Genomic DNA, 16,040 nt, shown 5'->3' on the forward strand with positions numbered 1-16,040 from the left:
CCTTTGATCTCCGTGATGCTGTTGTTAACCCAAGACTTTGCGTACTGTCGCCAACAATTGATCTGGATTGAATGGTTTTACAATCCAGCCGGTTGCGCCGGCAGCTCTGCCTTCCTGCTTTTTGTCACCACCGGATTCAGTAGTAAGCATCAGCAAGGGGGTAAATTTATAGGCGGGTAGATCCCGAAGATTTCTAATCAGGGTGATGCCATCCATCACGGGCATATTTACATCTGATATCACCAGATCATATTGTCCCTGTTGTGCCACCTTGAGAGCCTCATCGCCATTGCAGGCCTCGGTAACATCGAAACCTGCCGTCTTAAGCGTGAAGCCCACCATTTGACGCATTGATGCCGAATCATCAACTGCAAGTATTTTCTTCATATGCTGTGTTCCTTTCAGATGTCGGAAAATAGCGCAGGGATTTCAATTCCCAAGCTTTGAAGTTGTGCCTGCAACTCAACTGTCCCGTTTTGCCAGGTGAGTCGGTGAGAGTCGCTTTCATCAAGTTTGGACAGCAGGTGCAGCAGTTGTGCTCCTGCAGTATCAACCTGAATCAGCTTGCCTGCATCCAATGTCAGGGCATCTCCCTGAGCCAGATGTTCATGCAATTTGGTATACACATCCTGTACGGATCTGATGGTGAGTTCTGTGTCGAAAGTCTCTGTGTAATCTGGCATTAGTCATCCCCTGAACTTGAGCCAACGTCTCCCTCTATCAACAAAAGATAGTCGTCAATTCAGAGTATTGCCTGCGATGGAAAAAATTTTTTTAGCTTGGGTGACTGAGGATTAGGTCTGAGGGCTGTCAGGGGCTGCAACTAAGGTTGCAGATTCAGCGGAGGGAAGTCTTGAGTATGCTGAACCCGGCGTGAACGCCGGGTTCGTTGATGATCAAAGTGATTGGATTGCCTGGACGTCTGCAACCATTTCTTGCAGACGAATTTGAGGCAGGGATTTACCTTCGCTGCGGGGTTTGACCACTGCGACCTTTTCCCCTTTTGGGTTGAGTAGCACCATAGATGCGCTGTGGTCGACCGTGTAATCCTCCCCTTCGCCGACCATGGCATAGATCATCCCAAGTTGACGGGTGAGGGGAAACAGCTCGGAATGAGGCGCTGTTGCAGCAACAAACTCAGGGTTAAAAAATTCTATATAACTGGCAAGTTTATCCTGAGTATCACGCTCGGGATCCACAGATATAAACACCACTTGCAGCGGGGCTTCCTTATTGAGGTCTGCATAGGCAGCTGCCAATTTTCCCATGGTGGTTGGGCAGATATCCGGACAGGAAGTAAAGCCAATAAAGATCAGGCTCCACTTTCCTTTGAGGCTGTCGTTATTGAATGAGCTACCGTGCTGATCCTGTAGTTCGAAGGGCGCCATGGCTCTCGCTTCCGGGAACAGATAGCTGGTCTTTAAGTCCGGCGGTGACTGATGTTGACGCCACTGGGAGGCGGCCAACACTCCCAGAGTCATCAGCAGTACCGCAGCGACTATGATAAAGGGTCGCTTCATCATGCTTAGCCCCACAGATAGTGATCGGCCAGCAGAGCCAGGAACAGCAGCATCAGGTGATAGATAGAGAACTTGAACACATTCATCGCCAATCCTGGCTCATCTGCATACTTTAACTGCCAGGCTTTATAGATAAAGGCGCAGCTGAGAAGGGTGGAGCTGACCAGGTACAGAGGCCCGGACATGCCAACCAGCACGGGCAACAAACAGGCGATCGCCAGCAGGAAGGTGTACAGCAGAATGCAGGTCTTGGTGAACTCTGTACCATGGGTCACGGGCAACATGGGCACGTCCACTTTGGCATAATCCGCTTTGCGGTGAATCGCCAGGGCCCAGAAATGAGGGGGAGTCCAGGTGAATATGATAATGACCAGCAGCAAGCTGTGACCATGGAACTCACCTGTGACTGCGGTCCAGCCAAGCAGCGGAGGCATGGCGCCTGCAAGACCACCGATCACAATATTCTGAGGCGTAGCCCGCTTCAGATAAGCCGTATACACAATGGCATAACCAATAAGGCTGGCGAAGGTGAGCCAGGCGGTAATGGCATTCACCAGGGTATACAGGATGACAAAGCCCAATACAGCCAGCAGCAAGGCAAAGGTTAGAGCGTGACCCGCGCTGACTTTTCCTTTGGGCAGGGGTCGGTTGTAGGTGCGGGCCATTTGCCCGTCAATACGTCTGTCGATCAAATGGTTCAGTGCGGCAGCGGCACCCGACATCATGGCGATGCCAATCAAACCAAAGATCATTGGCCGCAGCGGAACACTACCCGGCACCGCCAGACACATACCCACCAATACAGTGAGTAGCATCAGTGCCACCACCTTGGGTTTTGTCATTTCGTAGTAGGCCCGCCACTGAAAGGTCATAGGTTGACGCGAGGCATTGCTTGTTTGTGGGGTCGCCACCTGTATTGATTTCGCCATACTCAACTCCTTGTTATGCCTTGCGCCACAGGGCGTAATTGATATAAACCATGGTCAACAGCAGGAGCGCTGCGCCAACATTGTGGGAAACTGCGATGCCCAGAGGCAGGTGAAGCACGATATTGGAAATACCCAGTCCGATCTGTACGGCAAGCACCAGTACCAGCAGTACCGCGCTACTGCGAAGCAAGCCTGATTGAGCGGTGCGCCATAGCTTGAAGGCTAACCACAGCAAAATGCCTGCAGTGACCACTGCTCCGAACCTGTGCACCACGTGGATAGTCATGCGGGTGTGATAATCGAGTACGCCAAATTCAAAACTGGGGTGGTCGCCCTGGAATGGGGAAAATGCCTTGGCCAGTTGCAGATTAGCCATCCAGTCACCTTCACATACAGGGAGCTGGGTACAGGCGAGGGCGGCATAGTTGGATGAGGTCCAGCCTCCAAGGAGTATCTGCAAAACCACTACTACCAGACCTGCCATGGCCAGCGGTGCCAGCTTGCGTGCAGTGCTGTCGCCCCCGGGGATTCTCAGGGGTTTGGTTCTTAAATAGAGCAACAGCAATAGTGACAGTAACGTAAAGCCCCCGAGCAAATGACTCATCACCACTATGGGCATCAGCTTCATGGTGACTGTCCACATCCCTAACAGCGCCTGAAAGATAATCAGAGCAGAGATAAAGATAGGAAGTTTGTTGGGAGCTTCAGGATCTCTGAGGCAACGGATCAAAATCCACAGCACCAGCAGACCCAGGGTACCGGCAACATATCTGTGGATCATCTCAAGCCAGGCTTTATAGGGTTCGACCTCCTGATCTGGGAAGAGATTGTCAGCTTTAGCCAGCTCATGGGCTTCATCGGGCACAGTCAGGTGGCCGTAGCACCCAGGCCAGTCAGGACAGCCCAGACCTGCATCCTCAAGGCGGGTATAGGCCCCCATGATGATAACGAACAGGGTAAAGATCAGGGTGAGTTTAAGCAGAGATTTCAGTGTCATCAGCCAATCCTCGACAACTTGAGCATTTTTCTGAGATCTGCCAGCAGATCTTTGCCCTGTGCAATTTGTGCATCCTTGCCGGATACTGTGGCATAACGCATCACCAGATTACCCATGGGGTCGACGATTACGATCTCGCCTCCCGCCAATTGGGACGCCATCGCTGAAGAGGGAGTCATAACCGGCATGTCTTGAGCTGTCTGCGGTACTGTAGCCTGAGGCTGCATGACAACAGGGGTGACTCTGTCCCTGTATTTGCCCAGTGCGGTATGGCTTTGTTTGATGACATAAAGGCGATCCTGACACTGGGTGTTGCAGTTTGCAGGAGGCATATAGATCACCTGCCACAGGCCTTTATGGGGATTTTCCATGCCCAGAGTGGAGTAGTTGACGGGCTCGTTGATTAACACGCCCTTATTGGTGACTCCACCCTGATACCAGTGATTATCCAGTACCAACTTGGCCAGTATGACCGGCAAGATAAAGGCGACGAGCACCAGTATCAGACTTAAGCGGCTTTTAAATAGGGAGTTCATCTTGGCTCCTCTGGTTATGATGCGAAATGACATCTTTTCAGTTCGCTTTTCTGTACCTCTGTCTCAGCACAAAAAAGACACTCAGTAAAAATAAAGCCGTGGCCATGGAGAACCACTGTACGGCATATCCCATATGCTTTTCTGGCGGCATAGGAATGGGATGCCAGGATCTGGGCAGCGATACTCCCGCCAAATTATCCGGTTGCAATGCCAGCGCCATGACCGGAAAACCCAAATGCTCGTTCAACTCGTCAAAGTTGAGGTTTTGTATTCTTAAAGGGGAATGAGTATCTGCCAGCAGTTTGTGGCTTAAGGGATTTGCCTCCTTGCGATACACCTTTCCCTGTAACAGGACTTCGCCCTGTACGCTTGGTACCTGCGGCAACTGAGATCTCTGGCGCGGCGCAGGTACAAAGCCAAGTTCAACTAAAATTCTGGGGCCGGATTGGGTGACCTCAAATAACTGATAAGCCAGATATCCAACCCTGCCATCAACCACCTGGTTATCGAGCAATATCAGAGGCTCAGCCAGGGCGGAGGCGCTTAGCTGGAAACGGTAACCACTCGGGTTGTCATCATTCTCAGCCAGTATCAACAGCTCACTGAAGCCCAGTGGTCGCTCCTTCATTCTGGACTCAAGCTGTGCCTGCCACTGGGTCTTCTCTTCTGCTCTGGACAGCTGCCAGAAGCCAAGCTTGACCATCAGCACAAATATCCCCAAAGTGAGCAGTACAAAAATCGCTCTAATCATCTTACCTCGATGCAAGGACTGCCAATGAATCTCGTGTTGCTGTTTAAAATTCTGTTAGTGCTCTTATTACTCTTTGTCCTGTTCAACCTGGGACGGGCACTTTTCATTATGCTCAGAGGTGACAGTCAGCAATCCATGAGTCAGTTTCTTGGTCGCCGGGTACTGTTTTCAGCTCTGATAATTATCCTGCTGTTGATCGCATTGGGCAGCGGATTGGTTACTCCAAATCCGCGCCCTTACTAGCGTTACAGGATGTAGACGAATACAAACAGGCACAGCCATACCACATCGACAAAGTGCCAGTACCAACTGCCTGCCTGGAACGCAAATTGGTGCTCAGGGGTAAAGTGTCCCTTGAGTACTCTCATCAGCAGTACAATCAGGAATACCGCTCCCAGCGTCACGTGCATGCCGTGGAAACCGGTAAGCAGGAAGAAGGTGTTGCCATAGATACCTGAATCCAGACGTAGCCCCATATCCTGATAAGCGAACTTGTATTCGTAGACCTGACCGACCAGGAAGGCCAGACCCAAGGCTATGGTAATTGCCAGCCAGAATTTGAGCGGGCCGCGCTTACCTTTTTCCAGACTGGTGTGGGCGAAGTGCAGTGTTACTGAAGAGATCACCAGAAGTATGGTGTTCATCAATGGTAATCCCTGCCAACCCATGGCTTCAGTTTCTGTCCCACCAGGTGTCTTAATCAGCGGCCAGAAGGCTTCAAAAGTCGGCCAGAGAATCTCGTGAGTCATGGCGTTATTGGAAGCTCCCCCAAGCCAGGGCACTGAGAATTGTCTGGCGTAGAGCAAGGCTCCAAAAAAGGCCACAAAGAACATAATTTCAGAGACGATAAACCAGCTCATCCCCTGTCTGAAGGATCTGTCCATTTGTGCAGAGTAAAGGCCCTGCATCGACTCATCGATAACATTTCGGAACCAGCCAATCAGCATAAATAAGATTACACAGATGCCGGCGAGCAATACGTAACCGCCTACACCGCCACCCGTTTCCAGCTGAGATACAAAAGTGCCTGCACCCCAGGCAATTAAAAACAGACCTATCGCGCCGACAATGGGCCAGGCACTTTGGGCCGGTACATAGTAGGCTTCATGTTTGGTTGTCATCTAGCGACTCCTTGCTCTGCATTCCCGCCGCCCAAGGAGTATCGGGCGGTGAAATCAGAATGCTTGGTTGTCTTTTGGTTATCTTGTTTCACCTGCTCACTCCCCCCTGTACTGTCCATCTGGACAGTAATATCAAACAGGGTGTATGAGAGAGTCAGGGTGTTGATTTCTTCTGGCAGGTCGGGGTCAACATAAAAAATCAGAGGCAACTCCGCACTGGCATGGGCCATCAGGGTTTGTTGGTTAAAACAGAAGCACTCTGTCTTATTGAAATAGGCGGCCCCGGTTCCCGGAGAAACAGAGGGGATAGCCTGACCTACCATAGTGGCGCCGGTATTATTGGTTGCCAGAAACTTGGTCCTGATAAGTTCACCGGGATGAACCTGCATACGTTTGACCTCGGGCCCAAATTCCCAGGGCATTTTTCCCGGGACCATGGCCACAAACTCCACTGACACCAGACGACTGGTGTCTACCTCCATGGGCTTGTAGGTAACGGCAGTTTCATTGGTTTTGCCATTGATCCCCAATGCATCACACAGGACGTCATACAGGGGGACCAGCGCAAAACCAAAGCCGAACATGCCTACTGCACCCAGCAGCAACAAACCTATCAGCTTTCGATTTTGCGTTGACTGACTCATGATTACTTCACCTCAGGTGGCGTGCTGAAAGTGTGGTAAGGAGCTGGACTTGGGACTTCCCATTCCAGGCCTTCAGCGCCTTCCCAGGGCTTGGCTTCCGCTGCTTCACCGCCTCTGATGCACTTAATCACTACTGCCAGGAACAGCAGTTGCGACAGACCAAAGGCGAAGCCACCAATGGACACAATCTGGTTGATGTCGGCGAACTGCAGTGCGTAGTCAGGAATACGTCTTGGCATACCGGCCAAACCGACAAAGTGCATAGGGAAGAAGAGCACGTTCACTGAAATGAGCGAACACCAGAAGTGCCACTTGGACAGGGTGTCGTTATACATATGCCCGGTCCACTTTGGCAGCCAGTAGTATGCGGCCGCCATAATGGAGAACACGGCACCTGATACCAGTACATAGTGGAAGTGAGCGACCACAAAATAGGTGTCGTGATACTGGAAATCAGCAGGCGTGATAGCCAGCATCAGGCCTGAGAATCCACCAATGGTGAACAGGATAATAAAGGCCAGCGAGAACAACATTGGGGTTTCGAAGGTCAAAGCACCCCGCCACATAGTGGCTACCCAGTTAAAGATCTTCACCCCTGTAGGCACTGCAATCAGCATGGTGCAGTACATAAAGAAGAGTTCTCCGGCCAGGGGCATACCTGTGGTGAACATATGATGCGCCCACACCAGGAAGGAGAGAATCGCAATACTTGCGGTGGCGTATACCATTGAGGAGTAGCCAAACAGCTTTTTACGGCTGAATGCAGGCACAATGGAGGAGACGATCCCGAATGAAGGCAGGATCATGATGTACACCTCAGGGTGACCGAAGAACCAGAATATATGCTGGAACATCACAGGGTCACCACCACCGGCAGCATCAAAGAAGCTGGTGGCAAAGTACTTGTCTGTCAGCACCATAGTAACCACACCTGCCAGCACCGGCATCACCATAATCAACAGGAATGCGGTGATCAGCCAGGTCCATACGAACAGCGGCAGTTTCATCCAGGTCATACCCGGTGCGCGCATATTGACTATGGTAACGATAACGTTGATGGCACCCATGATGGAGCTGATACCCATGATGTGTACTGAGAACACAAACAGGGCGGTAGAGTCAGGGCCATAAGTGGTTGAAAGTGGAGCGTAGAAAGTCCAACCGAAGTTAGGGCCGCCACCTTCCATAAACAGCGAGCTGAGCAGGATAAAGAAGGCGAATGGCAGGATCCAGAAGCTCCAGTTATTCATCCTTGGCAGCGCCATGTCCGGCGCACCAATCATCAAGGGGATCATCCAGTTGGCCAGACCGGTAAATGCCGGCATTACTGCGCCGAATACCATAATCAGGCCGTGCACTGTGGTCATCTGGTTAAAGAAGTTGGGGTCAACCAACTGCAAACCAGGCTGGAACAGCTCTGCCCTGATCACCAGTGCCATCGCACCGCCAATCAGGAACATAATGAAACTGAACCAAAGGTAAAGCGTACCGATATCTTTATGGTTGGTAGTGAGTATCCAACGCATTATGCCTTTTGGTGGCCCATCATGATGGTGATCGTCATGGGAGACCGGATCCAACGTGGCATCTGTGTCTTGTGTAGTGGTGTTCATCTATCTGTCTCCCCGTTATTTTTCGAAGTTGCTGACATCAGCAGCTTGAACTACATCGCCGGTGTCATTACCCCAGGCATTACGCTCATAGGTAACAACTGCGGCAATTTCCTGCGCTGTCAGCTGCTTGGCAAAGGCCTGCATGGCTGTGCCTGGCTTACCATTGATCACTATGTCAAGGTGGTCACCGACAGGGCCCTGAATAATCGGGCTCTTAAGCAGTCCGGGGAAGACACCGGGAAGACCGGCACCATTAGGTTGATGACAGGCGGCGCAACGAGCCATATAAACCTGTTCGCCCTGAGCCATGAGTTCGTCCATGGTCAGAGTTTGTGACAGAGAAGCTTCAGCCTGAGCTGCGGCTTCAGTGGCAGCCTGCTTCTGGCCTGCAATCCAGGCGTCAAATTCGGCTTCAGGCATAGCTTCTACCACAATTGGCATAAAGCCATGGTCTTTACCGCAAAGCTCGGCGCATTGACCCCGGTAAGTCCCGGGTTTATCAATCTTGGTCCAGGCTTCGTTGATAAAACCTGGGTTGGCGTCCTTTTTCACCGCAAAAGCAGGTACCCACCAGGAGTGAATCACATCTTCAGAGGTTACAAGGAAGCGCACTTTCTTATTGATGGGTAACACCAGCGGCTTGTCGACTTCGAGCAGATAGTTGGCATCCTTGGGCGCCTTATTATCTATCTGGTCTCTGGGAGTCGACAGAATCGAGAAGAACTCAATCTCCTCGTTGAAGTATTTGTAGTGCCACTTCCATTGCGAACCTGTCACCATCACAGTGATATCGGCATCGGAAGTGTCTTCCATGGCAATCAGGGTACTGGTGGCGGGAACCGCCATACCAACCAGGATAAGGAATGGGATCAGCGTCCAGATAATTTCAACTTTGGTGCTTTCGTGAAATTGCGCCGGAACAGCGCCTTTGGACTTACGGTGATTGAGCATGGAGTAAAACATTAATCCAAACACAATCAGACCGATGACACAGCAAATAAGTAGAATAGTCATATGCAGGTCATAGACCTGATTACTTATTTCTGTGACCCCCTGGGTCATGTTGAGCGGCAATTCCGATGCCGCCAAAGTGGGAGAAAAAATCCCCACCAATAAATACAGCCAATGCTTCAAAAGACATCTCCTCTGTATAATTGCAATCGCAACTACAAAGAAGAGTCACACAGTAAATCTCTGCTCTATGTTAACTCTTCGGTTCCCACAATAAGCAACGAGACTGCAAGTGTATTCGGTGCGGCTTTTTGCCTTATATCACCGACTGCAAACAACACACTAATCGCTGTACGTCCGACTATTTATTCTGGCACCAACTTCTTCCGGTCAGTTTTTTTGAGGAGAGTAGTTGGGCAGAAAACTTTGCCCTTTAAATTTACATTACTTGCTGAGTAAATATTGATCAAGCTCAAGGCGCAAATGAAATTTCTTGGGTGAATATAAACAGTTAAGCCCCGGACTCGGGGCTTGGTAGGATAAGTTTGCTACTAAAGATCAGTGGAAGCTGTGCAGATTCAGGCTTGCCGGAGAGCAGTTTGTTATGCGTGGCTCATGGCTGGCATGTGAGTGAGTATTTACATCCTCAATTAACCAACCCGTTGCACGGGCACTTTTTGCGACCAACTGCAATCGTCTGTGATCCCTGGCATCCAGGGGCGCGGACCAGGTAATTACAGCACTGGACGTACCACTTGTTAGTGCTCTCTCCATCGCCCAAAGTGTCTCGACTTCATCGCGGGTGCGCACCAGCAGGATTCTGTCCATTCGAACACCAGCCTGGGCCAGCAGACGCTTATATTCAAACTTAGGGGCGTTAATCAGAACCACCCAGCGACCCTGCTGACTCAGTTGAGCCAGTTGAGGTGCACAGGACTGCAATTCCTGCAGACCGGAATTATCACTCTGCAGAGTGTGTATTAGACCGGCCTGTGAGGTTGAGCTTGATTGCCACAATCCAGGGTGACGTGGTGCGATTCCCATTAACTTGTTCATAGCCAATCTCCGTTACGAATCACCCCAACTGCCAGGCCTTCAATTGTCAGCTGTTGGCAGGTTAAATCGACCTTGATGGGGTTGTATGCTTCATTTTCGGCGTGCAGATAAACCACATTGCCTTTTTTCTCGAAGCGTTTAACTGTGACGTCATCCTCTACACGGGCGACAACAACCTGTCCGTTACGGGCGTCCTGAACTTTATGTACTGCCAGCAGATCGCCTTCGAGAATACCAATATCTTTCATACTGTCGCCGCGAACACGCAGTAGAAAGTCCGCTGCGGGGCGGAACATGGCGGGATCAACCTGATAGTAGTTCTCGACATGTTGCTGGGCGAGGATAGGCTCACCTGCGGCGACCTGGCCGATTAGCGGCAGACCGGCATCATCATTTTGGGCTTCTTCATGGGGAAGGCGGATCCCCCGGGAGGTGCCTGGCATGATCTCGATATAGCCTTTCTTGGCCAGCGCCTTGAGATGTTCTTCTGCAGCATTGGCGCTGCGGAACCCCAGTGTTGAAGCAATTTCAGCACGGGTAGGTGGCATGCCGGTATCGGCAATGTTGCGTTTAATCAGCTCAAGGATTTCAGCTTGGCGCGGCGTCAGCGGTCTCATGTCAGTCCCTGTTTTTTCATACAGTACCTGTCAGTATATACAGTATTTTATACAGTGCAAGTATTGTTCAACTACTGTCTGATACTGTCCGTGGCACAACTCCTGTTATGTCTGATATTCTATGTGCAATTCAATGTGATGTAGATTGCAGCAAATAATGTCCAAACAAGACTCTTTTTGGTTGAAGTCCCTGAGATGGATTCAGGATAAACTTGTCCATACCATTACCGTGCCACAGCACCCTTTTGAGGATCTGAACCTGGATCCAGAACGCCCTGTGGTTTATGTCCTTAAGACTGCTTCTTTCAGCGATATGAACGTGTTGCTGAATATCAGTCAGGAGTTGGGGTTACCAAATCCCAATGAACCTTTGCACCTGAAAGGTCGCACGATTCCCCGTGTGGTTTGCCTTGAGGGAGCCAAGCCCTTGTTTGGTCAAAGAGCGGGTAACGAGCCTTTCCTGGAAGCCTTTACCCAACTGCTTGAGCTGCACCGTCAGGACAGTGAGCTGGATGTTCAGCTGGTGCCTGTCAGTCTGTTTTGGGGACGGACGCCGGGCAAAGATGACGACACTATGAAGGCGGCAGTGCTGGAGCGTGAAGATCCAAGCTGGCTTCGTAAGGCCCTGATGATTTTGTTCCTGGGACGACACAACTTTATTCAGTTTTCCAATGCTGTGTCACTGCGCTATATGGCAGAAGAACACGGCACAGACCATTCCATCGCCCATAAGCTGGCCCGTGTAGCCCGGGTTCACTTCCGTCGTCAGCGCAAGGTGATGACAGGACCGGCTTTGCCTAATCGTCAGAACCTATTCCATTCACTGTTGAACTCAGAGAATGTGCAGCGCGCCATCGCAGAAGAAGCCAGTTCCAAACAGATTTCAGAATCTGAAGCCAAGGCCCGTGCCATTGAGTATATGGATGAGATTGCAGCTGATTACTCAGACTCTCTGGTTCGTATTGCGGAGCGCACCCTTACCTGGCTCTGGAACAAGCTTTATAAAGGGATTAACATCCGCGGCGCCGAGCAGATCCGCCAGTTACATCACGACGGCCATGAGATTGTGTATGTGCCCTGTCACCGCAGTCATATGGACTACCTGCTGCTCTCATATATTCTCTACTTCCAGGGCATGGTGCCCCCGCATATTGCTGCGGGTATCAACCTGAACTTCTGGCCTGCAGGCCCCATGTTCCGTCGTGGCGGCGCTTTCTTTATCCGTCGCAGCTTCAATGGCAACAAACTCTACACTGCTGTATTCCGCGAATATCTTGATCAGCTGTTCGCCAAAGGCTATTCAGTTGAGTATTTCACCGAAGGTGGACGTTCGCGTACCGGTCGTTTGCTTGTACCAAAAACAGGTATGTTGGCGATGACAGTCAACAGTGTGCTGCGAGGTATTGAGCGTCCGGTGACTTTGGTACCTGTCTATCTTGGCTATGACCATGTGATGGAAGTAGCGACTTACCACAAAGAGTTAAGCGGTAAGAAAAAGGAAAAAGAGTCTGTTTGGCAGGTGTTCGGTGCGATTCGTAAGCTGGGTAACTTTGGTCAGGGTTATGTGAACTTTGGTCAGCCCATTACGCTGCAGAGCTTCCTGACAGAAAATGTCGAAGATTGGCGTGAGCAGGTCAGTAAAGACCCTGAAAGCAAGCCAAACTGGCTGACCCCTGTGGTGAATCAGTTGGCTAATCGTGTGATGACCAATATTAATGATGCCGCTGCAGCGAGTGCTGTGACTCTCAACAGTGCAGTGCTGTTGGCTGCCGAGCAGAACGCGCTGGAAAGAAGCCAGCTTGAGAAACAGTTGGATCTGTATCTTAAACTACTCAAGGAAGTTCCCTACACCAGCTATATGTCTGTGGTAGAGGGGGACGGCGCGTCTTTGGTTGATCAGGGATTGGAGTTGAACAAGCTGGTACAGGAAGCGGACGCGCTGGGTACTATTATCCGCCTTGACCCGCTACAGACCCTGTCAATGACCTATTACCGCAACAACATTATTCACCTTTTGATTGTTCCGGCCCTGATAGCCAACTGCCTGACCCGTTATGAGCATTGCTCTCGTGAGCTGGTGCATCAGGTAGCCCGGGAGTTTTATCCTTTACTGGAAGCTGAACTCTTTATGGGCATCGAGGATCTACCCGGCTATGTAGATCAGCTGTTAGCTCAGTTCCATGAAGAGCAACTGATCTCAGGTGAAGACACCTATACCGTCAATCAGGACAAGAGTCATATGCTGTTCCTGCTTAGCGGGCTGATCAGTGAAACCATGCAGCGTTATGCCATCATCTTTAACCTGCTGGCGGCGCGCCCGAATATAGAACGGTCTGAGCTGGAAGCTGACAGCCACCTGTTGGCGAAGCGCCTGGGAGCATTACACGGTGTTACCGCACCGGAGTTCTACGACAAGAAACTCTACGGTACCTTGAGTGTTCGTTTGAAAGACCTTGGATATCTGGCTGGCAAGGCTGAGCCTGAGCAAATTGACCGGGTTCGCAGTCATGCCAACAGGCTCTTGCGTTCTTCGGTGCGCCAGACCATAGTCGACGCAGTTGCGGCCGAGCATTGATTCCCGGCCAATAAAAAGCGTATCTTGCTTATATACCAACGCCTGCCAACGCAGGCGTTTTTTATCGCTGATTACAATTAATAATGGACAGAATATGGCGAATCACATGAATGCTGCCCCCGGGGGCAAATCACTGCTGGGTGGGGCGATGATTGTCGCAGGGACCACTGTTGGTGCGGGTATGTTTTCACTGCCGGTGGTGAGCGCAGGGATGTGGTTCAGCTATGGACTCATGGTCTTGCTGGGTATCTGGTTTATTATGCTGATGTCCGGACTCCTGCTGCTCGAAGCCAATCTGCACTTCGAGCCCGGTGCCAGTTTCGATACTTTGACCCGGGAAACACTGGGGCGTTTCTGGCGAATTGTCAGCGGTCTGTCTATCGCGTTTGTACTCTACATCCTGACCTACGCGTATATCAGTGGCGGCTCCTCTGTGGTAAATCATAGCCTGCAGGGATTGGATATCAGTTTGCCCCAAAGCATCGCGGGCCTGGCGTTTGCCGGTATCCTTGCAGGGATTGTACTGATCAGCACCAAGGCGGTTGATCGCATTACCACCATAATGCTCGGTGGGATGATCATCACCTTCTTCCTGGCAATTGGTAACCTGTTGCTGGAAGTGGAACCATCCAAGTTGTTCAGCCCCAATGGTGAGCAGTCCTACGCCCCCTATATTCTGGCGGCGTTACCGTTTGGCCTGGCGAGCTTTGGTTATCACGGTAATGTGCCAAGCCTGGTGAAATACTATGGCAAGGCCCCGACCACCATTATCAGAGCCATCTTTATAGGCACCTTCCTTGGACTGATTATCTATGTGTGCTGGCTGATTGCGACCATGGGTAATATCAGTCGAACCGGCTTTGTGGATATTATTTCCCAGGGCGGGAATATGGGAGTGCTGGTCGGTGCCTTGCAGCAGGTTATGGCCTCTGATTGGCTGGGTACTATGCTGACATTATTTGCCAACCTTGCTGTAGCTTCATCATTTCTCGGTGTGACTCTGGGACTGTTCGATTATCTGGCTGATCTGTTTGGATTTGATGATTCTTTGAGTGGCCGCGCCAAAACCGCATTGGTGACCTTTGTTCCGCCAACCTTGATGGGGGTACTGTTCCCCAATGGCTTCCTGGTCGCCATCGGCTTTGCTGCATTGGCCGCCTGTATCTGGGCCGTGATTGTGCCAGCTTTGATGGCCTACAAAACTCGCCAGATGTATCCGGACTATCAGGGCTTTAAAGTTCCCGGCGGCACTCCTTTGATTATTCTGGTTATTGCCTTTGGCGTGGTGACCGGAGTATGTCATCTGCTGGCGATGGCGGATCTGCTGCCTGTGTATGGTTAATTCAACCCAATAAAACAAAAGGCCCCGCTGGGGCCTTTTTTGTATCTGATAACCGTCAGGCTTTGCTGGCTGGCACCGCATCTCTGGCGGCGATAAAGCCATAGAAGATATAGCCAAACAGGGTCACTATCACACCGTAGAACACGGCTTCCTCGCCACAGGCATATACGCCATAAATGCTGTAAACCACGGCCAGTGTGCCGACGATGGAGCCAATCTTGTACTCCTTACTGCTGGCATTATTGGTTCGCAGGATAACTTCCAGACCGGTAAGCGACAGGATATAGGGCACCATATTAATAAACACGGCCAGGTTCACCAGTACGTTGAACTGTTTGACCAGAGTTGGAGATATGGTCATGACCGCAAGCACCAGCTCCAGCGCCAGCATAATCATCATGCCCTTGATAGGCGCATTGTCCTTGCTGACTTCACCAAAGATTTTGGGGAACAGCTTAATGTCGGCGGCAGCTCTGGAAACCTGGGCATTGGTGAACTGCCAGCCCAGCAGGGAACCAATACAGGCAATCACGGCCAGTGCGGTGATCACCAGCCCCACTTCCTTACTGAACATATAGGTATAAACCAAACCGAACGGCGCATCTGATTTGGCCAGTTCTGCATTGGGGACAATACCCTGAATCACGGCCGTGGAGGTGATATAAACAATCGCGGTGAAGCTGGTTGCCAGCATACAGGCAAGGGGGACATTCTTCTGGGGATTTTCTACCGTGCCTGAGTTGGCTCCCGCAGACTCGATCCCCAGGAAGGCCCACAGGGTCAGCGCGATACCGGAAGAGATAGCATCCATGGTGGTCATCTCATGGGGATTCCAGGCTGATTTAAACAGCTGAGGGTCGAACCAGAACCAACCAATCACCGACAGGCCCACCACGGGGATAATGATGCCCCATACGGTAAAAGCAGAGATCTGGCCGGTAATTTTGGGACCCTTAAAGTTGGCAATCATGGTCACAATCAGAATCACGACCACGCCAACAAAGGTATTGACGGGCTTCTCTTTCAGCCAGGGGATAAACTCTTCAAGATATCCCGCCGCCGAAACCGCAATGGCCACAGCACTGATCACCAGGCAGACATAGTAGGTGTAAGACGCAATAAAGAAGGAAGACTTACCATGGGCCTCGGCTGAGTACGCCGACATACCGCCATCTTTGGTGCAATACATACCGCACTTGGCAAAGGCATAGGCGATACACATGGCGCCCACTGCGGTCACCAGCCAACTCAAGAGCGATATCGCACCGGTTTGAGCAAGGCTGGCGGGTAACATAATAATCCCGGACCCCATCATATTGACCGTGACAATTGTGGTCAGGCCAACCAAGCCCATTTTATTGGATTCAGATGCCATTCGTTTTTACTCC

General features: G+C 51.1%; 16 protein-coding genes and 1 pseudogene. 3 read left to right on the forward strand and 14 right to left on the reverse strand.

Going from position 1 to position 16,040, the window contains the following annotated elements:
- Nucleotides 1-24: 24 nt before the first annotated feature.
- From L2725_RS15570 to L2725_RS15600, 7 genes are all read right to left on the reverse strand, one after another.
- Complete coding sequence (locus L2725_RS15570; protein WP_115136474.1) at nt 25-387, reverse strand: response regulator; 363 nt, start codon at nt 385-387, stop codon at nt 25-27.
- 14 nt (nt 388-401) lie between these two features.
- Nucleotides 402-683 carry an STAS domain-containing protein gene (locus L2725_RS15575; protein WP_115136473.1) on the reverse strand — a complete coding sequence of 94 codons (282 nt, stop codon included), beginning with the start codon at nt 681-683 and terminating at the stop codon, nt 402-404.
- A 213-nt stretch (nt 684-896) separates the two neighbouring features.
- Nucleotides 897-1,523 (reverse strand): SCO family protein, encoded by a 627-nt coding sequence (locus L2725_RS15580; RefSeq protein WP_249249766.1) that lies wholly within the window; start codon nt 1,521-1,523, stop codon nt 897-899.
- A gap of 2 nt (nt 1,524-1,525) precedes the next feature.
- On the reverse strand, nt 1,526-2,449 hold the full coding sequence (gene cyoE, locus L2725_RS15585) for a heme o synthase (RefSeq protein WP_249249768.1): 924 nt from the start codon (nt 2,447-2,449) through the stop codon (nt 1,526-1,528).
- 13 nt (nt 2,450-2,462) lie between these two features.
- Entirely contained in the window at nt 2,463-3,446 is a 984-nt protein-coding gene (locus L2725_RS15590) for a COX15/CtaA family protein (protein ID WP_249249770.1), read from the reverse strand.
- Complete coding sequence (locus tag L2725_RS15595) at nt 3,446-3,982, reverse strand: hypothetical protein (RefSeq protein ID WP_249249772.1); 537 nt, start codon at nt 3,980-3,982, stop codon at nt 3,446-3,448. Before L2725_RS15595 ends, L2725_RS15590 begins: the two co-directional genes overlap by 1 nt.
- Nucleotides 3,983-4,019: 37 nt before the next feature.
- Nucleotides 4,020-4,733 (reverse strand): SURF1 family protein, encoded by a 714-nt coding sequence (locus L2725_RS15600; RefSeq protein ID WP_249249773.1) that lies wholly within the window; start codon nt 4,731-4,733, stop codon nt 4,020-4,022.
- Between the two features lie 24 nt (nt 4,734-4,757).
- Between L2725_RS15600 and L2725_RS15605 the strand changes: the two genes are divergently transcribed.
- A complete protein-coding gene (locus L2725_RS15605; RefSeq protein WP_249249774.1) occupies nt 4,758-4,976 on the forward strand; it encodes a DUF2909 family protein in 219 nt (72 codons plus the stop codon).
- A 2-nt stretch (nt 4,977-4,978) separates the two neighbouring features.
- Here the strand turns inward: L2725_RS15605 and L2725_RS15610 are convergent, their stop codons facing one another.
- From L2725_RS15610 to lexA, 6 genes and pseudogenes are all read right to left on the reverse strand, one after another.
- Nucleotides 4,979-5,854, reverse strand: a complete 876-nt coding sequence (locus L2725_RS15610) for a cytochrome c oxidase subunit 3 (protein WP_249249775.1) — start codon at nt 5,852-5,854, stop codon at nt 4,979-4,981.
- Nucleotides 5,851-6,498, reverse strand: a complete 648-nt coding sequence (locus tag L2725_RS15615) for a cytochrome c oxidase assembly protein (RefSeq protein ID WP_249249776.1) — start codon at nt 6,496-6,498, stop codon at nt 5,851-5,853. The genes L2725_RS15610 and L2725_RS15615 overlap by 4 nt, the downstream gene beginning before the upstream one ends.
- 2 nt (nt 6,499-6,500) lie before the next feature.
- Nucleotides 6,501-8,111: a cytochrome c oxidase subunit I gene (ctaD, locus tag L2725_RS15620; protein ID WP_249249777.1), complete on the reverse strand. Its 1,611-nt coding sequence runs from the start codon at nt 8,109-8,111 to the stop codon at nt 6,501-6,503.
- Between the two features lie 27 nt (nt 8,112-8,138).
- A pseudogene (gene coxB / locus L2725_RS15625) lies at nt 8,139-9,245 on the reverse strand (cytochrome c oxidase subunit II); the annotation flags it as partial.
- A gap of 375 nt (nt 9,246-9,620) precedes the next feature.
- Complete coding sequence (locus tag L2725_RS15630) at nt 9,621-10,118, reverse strand: cell division inhibitor SulA (protein WP_249249778.1); 498 nt, start codon at nt 10,116-10,118, stop codon at nt 9,621-9,623.
- On the reverse strand, nt 10,115-10,735 hold the full coding sequence (gene lexA / locus L2725_RS15635; RefSeq protein WP_115136461.1) for a transcriptional repressor LexA: 621 nt from the start codon (nt 10,733-10,735) through the stop codon (nt 10,115-10,117). Before lexA ends, L2725_RS15630 begins: the two co-directional genes overlap by 4 nt.
- Nucleotides 10,736-10,892: 157 nt before the next feature.
- Here lexA and plsB point away from each other — a divergent pair, with 157 nt between their 5' ends.
- Both plsB and mtr read left to right on the forward strand, forming a co-directional pair.
- Nucleotides 10,893-13,310 (forward strand): glycerol-3-phosphate 1-O-acyltransferase PlsB, encoded by a 2,418-nt coding sequence (gene plsB, locus L2725_RS15640; RefSeq protein WP_249249779.1) that lies wholly within the window; start codon nt 10,893-10,895, stop codon nt 13,308-13,310.
- Nucleotides 13,311-13,404: 94 nt separating this feature from the next.
- Nucleotides 13,405-14,652 carry a tryptophan permease gene (gene mtr / locus L2725_RS15645; protein WP_249249780.1) on the forward strand — a complete coding sequence of 416 codons (1,248 nt, stop codon included), beginning with the start codon at nt 13,405-13,407 and terminating at the stop codon, nt 14,650-14,652.
- A 55-nt stretch (nt 14,653-14,707) separates the two neighbouring features.
- Here mtr and potE read toward each other — a convergent pair whose 3' ends face one another.
- Nucleotides 14,708-16,027: a putrescine-ornithine antiporter gene (gene potE / locus L2725_RS15650; RefSeq protein ID WP_249249781.1), complete on the reverse strand. Its 1,320-nt coding sequence runs from the start codon at nt 16,025-16,027 to the stop codon at nt 14,708-14,710.
- Nucleotides 16,028-16,040 lie beyond the last annotated feature (13 nt).

Origin of the sequence: Shewanella corallii (genome assembly GCF_023349125.1) — a bacterium.
Classification (GTDB): domain Bacteria; phylum Pseudomonadota; class Gammaproteobacteria; order Enterobacterales; family Shewanellaceae; genus Shewanella; species Shewanella corallii.

What these genes read in the sequence shown, in the direction of transcription:
- L2725_RS15570 (WP_115136474.1), bottom strand. Translation starts at nt 387, where the DNA reads ATGAAGAAAATACTTGCAGTTGATGATTCGGCATCAATGCGTCAAATG.
- L2725_RS15575 (WP_115136473.1), bottom strand. Translation starts at nt 683, where the DNA reads ATGCCAGATTACACAGAGACTTTCGACACAGAACTCACCATCAGATCC.
- L2725_RS15580 (WP_249249766.1), bottom strand. Translation starts at nt 1,523, where the DNA reads ATGATGAAGCGACCCTTTATCATAGTCGCTGCGGTACTGCTGATGACT.
- cyoE (WP_249249768.1), bottom strand. Translation starts at nt 2,449, where the DNA reads ATGGCGAAATCAATACAGGTGGCGACCCCACAAACAAGCAATGCCTCG.
- L2725_RS15590 (WP_249249770.1), bottom strand. Translation starts at nt 3,446, where the DNA reads ATGACACTGAAATCTCTGCTTAAACTCACCCTGATCTTTACCCTGTTC.
- L2725_RS15595 (WP_249249772.1), bottom strand. Translation starts at nt 3,982, where the DNA reads ATGAACTCCCTATTTAAAAGCCGCTTAAGTCTGATACTGGTGCTCGTC.
- L2725_RS15600 (WP_249249773.1), bottom strand. Translation starts at nt 4,733, where the DNA reads ATGATTAGAGCGATTTTTGTACTGCTCACTTTGGGGATATTTGTGCTG.
- L2725_RS15605 (WP_249249774.1), top strand. Translation starts at nt 4,758, where the DNA reads ATGAATCTCGTGTTGCTGTTTAAAATTCTGTTAGTGCTCTTATTACTC.
- L2725_RS15610 (WP_249249775.1), bottom strand. Translation starts at nt 5,854, where the DNA reads ATGACAACCAAACATGAAGCCTACTATGTACCGGCCCAAAGTGCCTGG.
- L2725_RS15615 (WP_249249776.1), bottom strand. Translation starts at nt 6,498, where the DNA reads ATGAGTCAGTCAACGCAAAATCGAAAGCTGATAGGTTTGTTGCTGCTG.
- ctaD (WP_249249777.1), bottom strand. Translation starts at nt 8,111, where the DNA reads ATGAACACCACTACACAAGACACAGATGCCACGTTGGATCCGGTCTCC.
- L2725_RS15630 (WP_249249778.1), bottom strand. Translation starts at nt 10,118, where the DNA reads ATGAACAAGTTAATGGGAATCGCACCACGTCACCCTGGATTGTGGCAA.
- lexA (WP_115136461.1), bottom strand. Translation starts at nt 10,735, where the DNA reads ATGAGACCGCTGACGCCGCGCCAAGCTGAAATCCTTGAGCTGATTAAA.
- plsB (WP_249249779.1), top strand. Translation starts at nt 10,893, where the DNA reads ATGTCCAAACAAGACTCTTTTTGGTTGAAGTCCCTGAGATGGATTCAG.
- mtr (WP_249249780.1), top strand. Translation starts at nt 13,405, where the DNA reads ATGGCGAATCACATGAATGCTGCCCCCGGGGGCAAATCACTGCTGGGT.
- potE (WP_249249781.1), bottom strand. Translation starts at nt 16,027, where the DNA reads ATGGCATCTGAATCCAATAAAATGGGCTTGGTTGGCCTGACCACAATT.